The organism is Candidatus Methanodesulfokora washburnensis, from assembly GCF_003947435.1.
Classification (GTDB): Archaea; Korarchaeota; Korarchaeia; order Korarchaeales; family Korarchaeaceae; genus Methanodesulfokora; species Methanodesulfokora washburnensis.
Window position 1 is genome coordinate 1 of the sequence record NZ_RCOS01000094.1, and the last position, 10,147, is coordinate 10,147.

A 10,147-nucleotide genomic window follows, 5' to 3' on the forward strand; every position below is an offset into this window, starting at 1 on the left:
CGGCTGTGTTCACCACATCAACCCCATAAACTTTTTCTATGTGTGCACTGAACTTTATAACTCTAGTCTGATTTTTTCCTATGTATATACTCCAAGTTAGCTTGTTCCCCTGAACAGCAGGCTCATAAGGGGATCCATCAAGAGTGGCTCCGGGAATGTAGGAAAGACCTTCAGGCAGATAGTCAACAACTGTCAGGCTTCCCTCATAGTTTGTTGAGACAACCGAGATCACATAGGTTATCTCCCTTCCAGAAAGCTCACCTGCCTTCCTTATATCCGCAACTCTGATGGGTTTAACTATCTCAATGTGCGCTGAGCTTCTGGAACCTGCTGCAACTGCTATGTTTTCAACGTAGCCAGAGCTCGGATATGAGGCCACAACTGCCTGATAGGATATTGATGCCTCATGGCCGGGGCTGAGCACAACATGCCAAGAAAGGGTGCCTCCGGATACAGAGGGGCCTGTCACATTTCCTCTTGCTGATGATGCCCCCGCATATCTAAGCTCCCCGGGAAGGCTATCTGTAACATCACCCTCCCACGTGCCGTTTCCGCTGTTCCTCACGGTTATCGTGAACCTCACTATATCCCCCACATATGCTCTATATTTATCAGCTGACTTGAAGATGGATATTACAGGAACCATGACAGGCTTCGCAGTTATGTTTGCAGTCACATTTGCAGCTGGAGCAGCAGGAGTTACGTTGACAGCCGGTGTAGGTGGAGCTGGTGGCACTGGTGGAGGTGGTGCGGGAGCTGGAGGTGCAGGAATGCAGCATATGACCGGCTCAACTAGAACAGCTGCAGCTATGTAGTAAACTGATGTTATGCTCTGCAGCGGGACTGTGACGCCATTTATCGATGGAAGCATCGTGAAGGTCGCATTTGCATAGTACTTTGGAATTCCTGTTATGTTTTCGCTGAACTCCTTAGTTTCATACAGATCCCCAGGCTTAAGCACTTTCGAAGGGCTCTCGCAGAGCAGTATCGGCCCTGATTCCGACCTCATTATGCATATTTTATCCAGCCTGTAGACAAGCGAGCTCGCTGTATTTCTCATGTACGCAGCCACCTTTGTTCTGTTTCCCTGAATCTCCTTCCTTATCTGAATTTCAGCAGGTCCCAGTGCCCTTATCCTATTTATCCTCTTTAACAGGGATGCATTTTTGTAGCTGAACTCAACTGTTGCGTTCTGCTGTATGCAACCTGAGAAGCTGAGGTTTAGAGTTATGTTCCTTGTATCTCCCTTTTTCATATTTCCCACTGTATAAACAAGGCCCATCTTCCTTATCACAACATTTTCGACATCATCCAAGGCCTGAATTGAGATTAAAGCACCGCATGACATGTTTCTCTCGATAAACCTGAGGGGGACAAATGCCTCTTCCTTGGGAGCTGTGTACCTCCATCTTGCATAGCTGCTCGGAAGCAAAAGGGGGAAATGAAGCGGAGGGTAGACTGGAGAGCTGGAGGCATTCGGGTAATCAGGGTAAAATGCATACCCAGTTCCATTTATGTATATTGAAATATCTGATATTATATCGGGGGATGTATTGTTCAGCGTGAGGAAGCCCCAGAGCTCCCTGACAGAGTAGCTTCCATTTGGATAGAATATTACCGAGGAGAACTCCTTAACATCAATTTTCAGGCCTTTATCTGTGCTAGGAGGATCTATTCCAAGCATGAACGATTCTGCTGTCTCATCAGCAGAGTAGCTTGCAGTCCAGCTGCTGAGGCTGGATAACAGGGAGATGTTCCAGTAGTAAATGGTGCCACCATTCCAGCTGTAGCTCCCATTTGGCTGAACTGAGAAAGATGATGCTGGAGTGGGGGAGAAACTGTACGCAGTTATGCCACAGACAAGGGAGTTTGCATTGTTCTTTACAGTTATAATGTTGGATGATCCTCCTGATATTGACTTCCTGATGCTCAAGTTTATGTATGGGATTACCACCGTTGTCGATGTTTTGTCGTGAGCGTTCACAGCACTAGGGTTCACCCATGGATGAGAGGCTGCCACATTCACGGTGTAGTTACCGGGAGAGGCTGTTGATGGGACTGTTATCTGGAAGTATACTGTTCTGCTTCCGTTTGGCCATATCCACCCATTTATAGTGTAGCTTGTGGAGTTCGCAATCCAGTTCGATGGAAGGGAAAGTGTGATGGTTATCCCCTTCAGCCCCACATATCCCGTGTTTTTCACGGTAACCGGGAGGATGAAGCTCCTCCCCTGATGGGAGCAGAGCCAGGAGGTAGATGTTACCGAGAGATTCGGTGTTGGATTTCCGAGCCATATTCCAGAGGAGATGCTAGTGGCAAGTCTGTACATGTTTCCACCAGTTGAGTAGTCGTCATAGTCCCTAATTTGCCTCACAACTATCCTGTAAGCTCCATTGATACCACCTGTGTTAACAGAACCGAGCACATCCCATGCTTCATTACTTAATGGCTGCTGCCAGGAGGCAACTAGATTCCCATATGGATTGTAGACTGATATATTTAAAGCTGGAAGATATTGAACCCAAGGGGGCCAAGGTATGTATTGAAGTATTCTATCTCCGTCATACACCGCTACACTAAAGGAGGTCGTGCCTCTTGGTACTATGACATACCATTCCTGAGTTAGAGAAAGGCCGGTCTCCTCTCCAACTATCATCGCATCGTAGGTGCCCCTATAACCAACTCCACTGATGGTATAGCTCATGTTCTGGGCCATTGTTTTGAGCTCGGGTATACTCAAACCGTAGTAATTTCCGTTACTGGAGGGCCATCCATCCTGCCTCCATGTGAAGCTCCAGTTTCCGGGGACATTAGTATTTATTGTTTGGTAATACCATACTTCATTGCCACTAGCGTGAAAAACACCATAAACACTTCCATCAGGTCTATAGACAGTTATATTGTGATAGTATGAAGTCCCACTATAGGTAAATCCATAGTCACCATCATAAACGCCTAGAGTGAATGAGGAAAGGCCGACTGGCACATGTAGAATATAGGTGTGATAGTTATATGGGACCGCTCCATTATTTCCTCTGTATATTGTAGCCCCCCAATTGCTTGGAAAGCCCACATCCACGATGTAGTAGTAAGATGGGTCATCGTAGAAGGCGATCTCTCCATCCCCAAGGTAAACTACGAAACCTCTGACTCCCTCATCGCCAAAGCTGTATATAATCTTTCCATCGGATCTGACTATCCTTGTCACAACGGAGCCGTTGGGTATTCTTACCCTTATCCTGAGGTTGATCCCTTCTATCTTGGAGCTCAGGCTCACATTTATTCTTAACCTATCTCCTATTTTAATATATTTCTGATGTATTTCTATTTTACTTAATTCATTTATATTTAAGCTTGAGATATTGGGTTTGAGGAAAGCCTCTAGCACCCTACCAGTTATGTTCGCCTGCATCCCTGTAATTCTTTTGCCATTCAGAAATATCTCCTCTGTCAATTCAGATATATTATTTATTATATCTGTAATGTTACTATCGTTAAGATATGCAAATATCAGAGCTTTCTTTTGTATGGGGTCGTATGCCTCCCTGAACCCGAGCTTCTCCCACTTTTTCTCCCCCTCTTTTATGAAAACACCACCATCTATCTCTATTCTACCATTCTTCACCCCATCCTCATCTGTAATCCCATCTTTAAGCTCTAAAATCACTGTTGAGTTCTTCTGAGTTACATTTAGCTCGTTCCAGCTCATGTCTCTGGGGTTGAAGAGGTAGAAGCCGGCCGATCCATTTAAATGCGGATACCCTACCTCAACTCTCACCGAATCTCCGCTTATGTTCCCAATTCTGAGCTTTATCATGTAGAATGGGAAGTCAACAGGCCTGAAAGGCATGTTTCTGGGGTCAACCAGAGCCAGCTTCTCTATCCTCCCTCTGTCAATGTGTACAGTTATGTTGTAGCTTCTTTTCCCAATAACTGTTATAAGGCCATTTTTGCCGGAGAAACTGCTCTCAGCCCTTATCTCAGGTATGTACACCTTGATTGGATCAACTATCACTCCATTTTTCTCATTGTCCTCATCCAGCACTCCATCCTGCAAATAGAACTCTATTCTATTCCCAACAACAGTGCAGTTTACCGGAATCGTCCTGTTTCCCAAGATCTTCCAGTAATATATGTATAGCCCACTGGGGATCTCAAAAGGAAACTCTATCACCACTTTCACTTTATCTCCGGGCTCTATCCTCGATATCTTCATCCATATCCTGTCTTCCTCAGCTTTGAGCTCCTCAATCTCCCCCTTATCAACTGATATCCTGAGGGTTACGTTCTCAACAACTATGGATTTGGCCTTTGTTATTCTCAGCTCAGCATTCCCGCATCTCAACAGAACTGCCGTTATATTTCCTACTTTAAAGCTGAAGCTTCCATTTACCACATTTGCTTTCCCGCTTTTGTTTAAGGGAAGCAGCAGATACTCAACATCAACAGGAGGGATGAACAGATAGCTCACGTTCCCCCTAACTTCATCGCCATCAAGTACTGCCCTTATCTCATAGTTATCAACTATAAGGCTCCTCTCTATTCCATCCACGAAAACAGTGTACACACCAGCTTTCCTTGGGATGAACTCAGCCGTTCCATTCGTGAAGTTCAGCTTATATGAGGAGTTTCCGAGCTTTAAGTAGGATTCCACTGGAATGAAGCTTACATTTACCCTCATTGTCCTGTTCACAAAGCCATTCTCAACTTTCACATCCCTTGTAATGTTAACAGCAGCATTTCCGCATCTCAGCTTATATGTCCCTTCATCGGTCGCATTTATCTCAAAGCTTCCATTTACCACAGCTGCTCTTCCCTCCTTTCCATTTATCTCGTAGCTTATGTAATCAGGCATGACAAAGTAGTAGCTCACATTCCCCTCTATCCTTCTTCCAACTGCCCTTGCCCTTATCGAATAGCTGTCCACAGTAAACTTTCTCTCCTCGCTATCAGCTTTTACGGTGTAGTTTCCGAGCTCGACAGTCTGGTTCAGCCATATCTGAACTATCTCAGGCTTATCAATGCTCCTGTTTATCAGAAGCCTTCCTGAAGGGGATACCACTGTTGTGTTCCCCAGAGCACAGATCTCAACCCTTTCCTTTGGGAAGTGGACATTCCTGTCGATTGATATGCCTGGAATGCGAAGTGTGAAGTTTAGCTCTTCTATTTTTATGAGAGAAGGGGCTGATACGTTGAGCGATATGCTTCCGTTGAATTTTATTCTTGATGTGTTGCTGCAGGTCATCACGGTTAAATTCCCGCCTACAGGGCTCTCTATTCTTAACAAAGACCCGTTGAAGCTCCAGTTGACAGGATAAACGGAGAAGCTGTAGCTCGCATTTCCGCATATCAGGCTGTAGTTTCCAGATTTTTCAGCCACGTAAACTGAGAGAAAGAAAGTCTCATTGTACCTGCTCTTGTTCAATGCCTCCTTTATTCCTGGACCAAGCAGTATTACATCGCCTGTTGAAAATATCCTAACCTTTTCCCCTAATGCATATGTATTTCTTTCGGAGAAGACAAGGTCTAGCTTCACTGTCCTGTTTGCCTCTATCCCCCTTGAGTCAACAAGGTGAATCCTCAGCTCTGTTTTATCAGTTTCATATATCAGAGTCCCATTCATCTTCATCTTTTCTCCGTTTATCTCAACAATGCCGTTAACAGGGGATTTTTTCAGGACATCAAAGGCGGATATGTTCAGGATCCATCTAAGCCCTTTCTGCTCTCCTCTAACCTCTATCTCATCCATTGTGACTGTGAAGTTTTTAGCCAGCTCAATTCCACCTAAACGGACGTGAAGTCTGTATGTTCCAAGGGCTACAGGTTGAGGAAGCCTGAATCTTGCAATCCAAGTTGAATTCGATCTGGATACATTGAGAGTAAATGAGAAATTCAGAGGCGTTATCACCGTTATGTTCGGCCTTTCCACCGATGATATCTTAACTTTTATTTCATCCCATGGTGCATAGTAATTTTTCATCGAGATATTCGGCACTTCAACCTCCTTCTCAGCTGATATGGATGACAAGTTTGCATGTATGTTAAGGATTCCAGGCTTAATGACAAATGTTCCATTGTACCTGCTTCCATTGACATAAACAGTTGCATTTACTGGCTTTCCAAGCAGCTTTGATATCACATCTACTTTCAGCTTGTTGGGCTCCGGAGAGAATGCTTTTATGATGAGCTCATCGAGTGTGAATTCTGTTTCAGCTGTCTCATTCCCGCATTTATTTACCAACCTGTATATTCCAAGAGGAAAGCCCGATGTGTTTATCTTCAGTGTTTTCTCATCGTAGGAGCCGTTTAGCAGCTGCACAGATAGATTTCCGCCTGTAAGGTAGATGTTGCATGCAGGCCTTGCTTTAACCACCACTATATCTCCGGGAGAATGGAAACTGCTGTCAACGGATATCTCAACTTTTTCAGCGTAAACTGGGATTGAGAGCAGGAGAAGGAAGAAGAAGAAAGAAAGGAAAGAAAAAAAGAATATCTCAACGTCTCACCCTCCTTATTACGAATGCCAGCAGTATGACAGCTATTACCACAGTCCAGAACACGGGATACCAGCTGAACGGGAGAAGAGGGAGAGGTATATAAGAGAGCTCCCCTCTCACCTGCGCTATATCTCCGGGCTTCATCGCATTCAGGCTGCTCTTTGAGAGGTAAACAATGCTCTTTCCAGCAGGAGGGATCACAACAACATCCCCTCTTATCACCGGATAGGATATAGGGCCTATGGTTGCCTGAAACTCATCGAAAAGTATGCCTCTGCTCAGAAATCCAGATACTGTCAGATTTACCTCAACCTTTATCGATTTTCCCGGATTTATTACCTCCCAGACGGAATATCTCACTGCATTTCCTTCTATTACAGCTTCTCCCCTCCTTCCCATGACATAGGAGGATGCTGAAACAACCTTTCCGCTGCTCAGGTTTATCAGACCATATCCTGGCACAACAGGAACAGTTCCCGTGTTCTCAAGCTCCATATCATAGCTCAGGAGGGCTGAGCCATCATTTAATATAATAATTTTAACATAATAATTTTTATAAACTAGTGGGCCCATCTGAGCGTTTACTGTAAGAAGGGGGAGCAATAAAAAAATAAAAAAGAAGAGAAGGGGGAGCTGCCTGGACATCCTTCACCTCTTCCTCACTGCTATGATGGATGCAGCTATAGCTACTATCACAAATACTATCTCGAAGTTGCTTGTTCCATAGCTCATCCTTGCCTCGGGAGCTGAAACTGCCAGCGCATCCAAGGTGTTTCTGGGATCAACTCCAACTATGAACAGGTTTGTTGCACTGTAATTTCCTGTACCGCAAACGAAGTACCTCACGAACACTGGGTTGTATACTTTCATGTTCAGGTTTGTATAGTTGCCTTCTGCTGAGACTACTACATAGCCACCTCCTGATGTGAGGTTATTGTCGATCCATATTACCTTGAATTTAGTTTTATCAACAGTAAATTCTTCCCCTTCAACATAGCATGTTGGTGTACCATCCGTCTTATTACATATCTTGAGAGTCCCACCTTCATATACTGGATATACTATCCAGCTCTTCTGCGTGGTATCATTAAGTACAACGGTTACTGTCTTGTTATTTGCGAGTCCAGTTCCCTTGAAGTACTCGGCAAATCCGAGCTGAGGAGCTGGCAACGGATATGACTTCCAGACATATCCTGTGTACTCTGTTGAAGTATGTTTAAGGCTGAAGTCAGGAGGACTGGCTGAATTGGCATCATAAGCAAGCATTTCTAGTGGTTTGAACACCATGTTGCCCTCAGTACTTACAGGAGATGGTTTAAAGCCCGATGGCACTACATCGTACATCTCCACATAGGGGCTCATCCACTCTCCTATGTTCGACAGTGATATCCCTATCAAATAACAACCTACAGTAGCATTTGGATTTGTGTAATTCGCCCTTATCTCCTTCCTTGCCTTCACCAAATATCCTCTTACAGCCCATATCTCCTCTATAACCTGGTATGTCGAGTTTCCGGAGGAATCAGTGGAGTACGTTGCATTCGTGTAGTTCCACCATCCTTTGTTCTGATCATTTGATATTCTGAACTTCGCCAATCCCCATATCTTGGGCACACCTGAGTAGGTGAAGCTAAAGGAGCCGTTGGAAGGCCAAGTATAGATTTCACCGGGGAGAAGCTGTGTTATGTTAAATGTCTGATCTGAATGCTTAGAATCGCTAATTAAGGTGGAATCAGGGGTATCCCCTTCAGTCGCCCAGAGAGTTGCATTGAAGAGATCATACTTGAAGACGCCGCTTGTATCGTAGAACACAAGGGTCTCATTCCATATAGTTGGTGTTGTATGCTGCCTCTTCTTCACCTCAACATCCGCATTTCCAACCGCAAATACCTTGCCTATCTTTAAGCCTGTGTAGGTGTGAGGCATGTAGAAGTAGAGGTAGACAGTACCAAGAGGTATCTTTTTCGTGTTTCCGCCGACCTCGCTCAGATCAGGTGTCCCTGATATATTGAAGCTGGTCTTTCCAGTTTGATCCTTGGGAAGGGTGAACCAGTCATCAGGCCAGTTTCCATTTTTAGTCCAGTAAAGCCTCTTTCTATCGAGGCTAAAGCCAACAGCAGACCCAGAAGGAGATGTAGTGCCGGAAGAACCAGTGAAGCTTGGATTTCCTGCCTCGTTCTTCCATCCTTCTTTGCCTCCATCAGACGGAAGAATCTTCACTACTTTCACATGAACATCGGAGCCTATGTTGTTCTTCACTGTCAGTGTCACATTCACAGTTGTGTTAACTCCATTCACTATCTTGCTTGGGTTCATTGACTCATTCAGGAGGAGAGGCGGACAGCCAGTAGTGTAGTACTTCACATACTTTACTGTGACGCTATCCCCGCTTCTCAGTTGGGTTATGTGCATGAATGTGTTCATATCTGGATTCTGGTCAAGTACATAGTCAGGAGGCTTATAGCTTGAGGAGTTGAATTTAACAACAGCGTAACCTGGTGCTGTCACATTACTCTCGGAAAGAGTGAATTTGGCAGCTGTAGTGTCTATCGGAACCCATATGTCCGATATGGTCTCACCAGTTTTGTTGTTCATCACAATGATGTATCCTGTAACGTTCCATGGGCCGCAGTAATAGTGTCCAGACCCATCCGTCACTATAGTTGCATTGAGATACTCCTTCACTATTATCGGCATCGGGGTTGATGCAGCTCTTGTGTTTATGAGTCCAGGCAGAAGCAACAACACTAGGAGCAATGTAGCAATCTTTTTCATAGCACCACCTCAGTGCATCATGCGCAGATCTTATAATTTATAAACCTTATAGGTGGAAGTCCAAACAAAGCTTGATGAGCAGGAGAGCAGTTTCAAGTTTAAAACTTAAATCCTAGAGCAGTAGGGCTGAGCAATGGAAAGCTTAAGAAGAGTTTCCAGCAGGGAATATGAGGAAATTTCCACAGAAGAAGTGCTCAGACTTCTTGAGAGCAGAAAAGAAGGACTAAGCGACGATGAAGCTGTAAGAAGGCTCCAGATCTTTGGGCCAAATGCAATAGAAGAGAGAAAGGAGAGCTCACTGAAGGAGTTCTTGAGGAGGTTCTGGGGGCCGATGCCATGGCTTCTGGAGATAGCAATACTTCTTTCCTTTCTAATAGGGCATACAGTGGAGGCGTTGATCATAGCTTTTCTTTTGTTCGTCAATGCTATTATCGGCTTTGCGCACTCTCAATCCAGCAAGAAAGTTCTAGAGCTTCTCAGATCCAAGCTTGCAATCATGGCCAAGGTCATCAGATCAGGTCAGCTCAAGCTGATAGATGCAAAGAACTTAGTTCCTGGGGATGTGCTCATAGTTGAGCTGGGGGATATAATCCCTGCTGACTGCAAAATTTTAGAGGGAAGCATTTCGGTTGACCAGTCTGCGCTTACTGGAGAAAGCCTTCCGGTGGATTTATCCAGGGGGAATGTGGCATTCTCCGGCTCGATAGTAAAAAGGGGGAAAGCTAAGTGCATAGTGGTCAACACGGGTGCTGACACATACTTCGGAAAGACTGCAGAGCTAGTAAGAATAGCAAGGCCGAAGTCCCATCAGCAGGAGGTAATGCTTCAGATCACGAGATACTCCATGTACTTGGGTATTGCTGTGATGATAGCTG

The 10,147-nt window shown here is 44.8% G+C and carries 4 protein-coding genes; 1 reads left to right on the forward strand and 3 read right to left on the reverse strand.

Going from position 1 to position 10,147, the window contains the following annotated elements:
* From D6D85_RS07695 to D6D85_RS07705, 3 genes are all read right to left on the reverse strand, one after another.
* Window positions 1-6,373 (reverse strand): choice-of-anchor U domain-containing protein (locus tag D6D85_RS07695; protein WP_161969754.1); only part of this gene is annotated, 6,373 nt, incomplete at its 3' end.
* A 121-nt stretch (window positions 6,374-6,494) separates the two neighbouring features.
* The gene (locus tag D6D85_RS07700) at window positions 6,495-7,070 is read right to left on the reverse strand and encodes a hypothetical protein (protein ID WP_125671480.1); all 576 of its coding nucleotides are present in this window, start codon (window positions 7,068-7,070) and stop codon (window positions 6,495-6,497) included.
* A 75-nt stretch (window positions 7,071-7,145) separates the two neighbouring features.
* A complete protein-coding gene (locus tag D6D85_RS07705) occupies window positions 7,146-9,272 on the reverse strand; it encodes a hypothetical protein (protein WP_125671481.1) in 2,127 nt (708 codons plus the stop codon).
* Window positions 9,273-9,405: 133 nt separating this feature from the next.
* Here D6D85_RS07705 and D6D85_RS07710 point away from each other — a divergent pair.
* The coding region (locus D6D85_RS07710; protein ID WP_153184006.1) for an HAD-IC family P-type ATPase at window positions 9,406-10,147 on the forward strand (742 nt) is incomplete at its 3' end.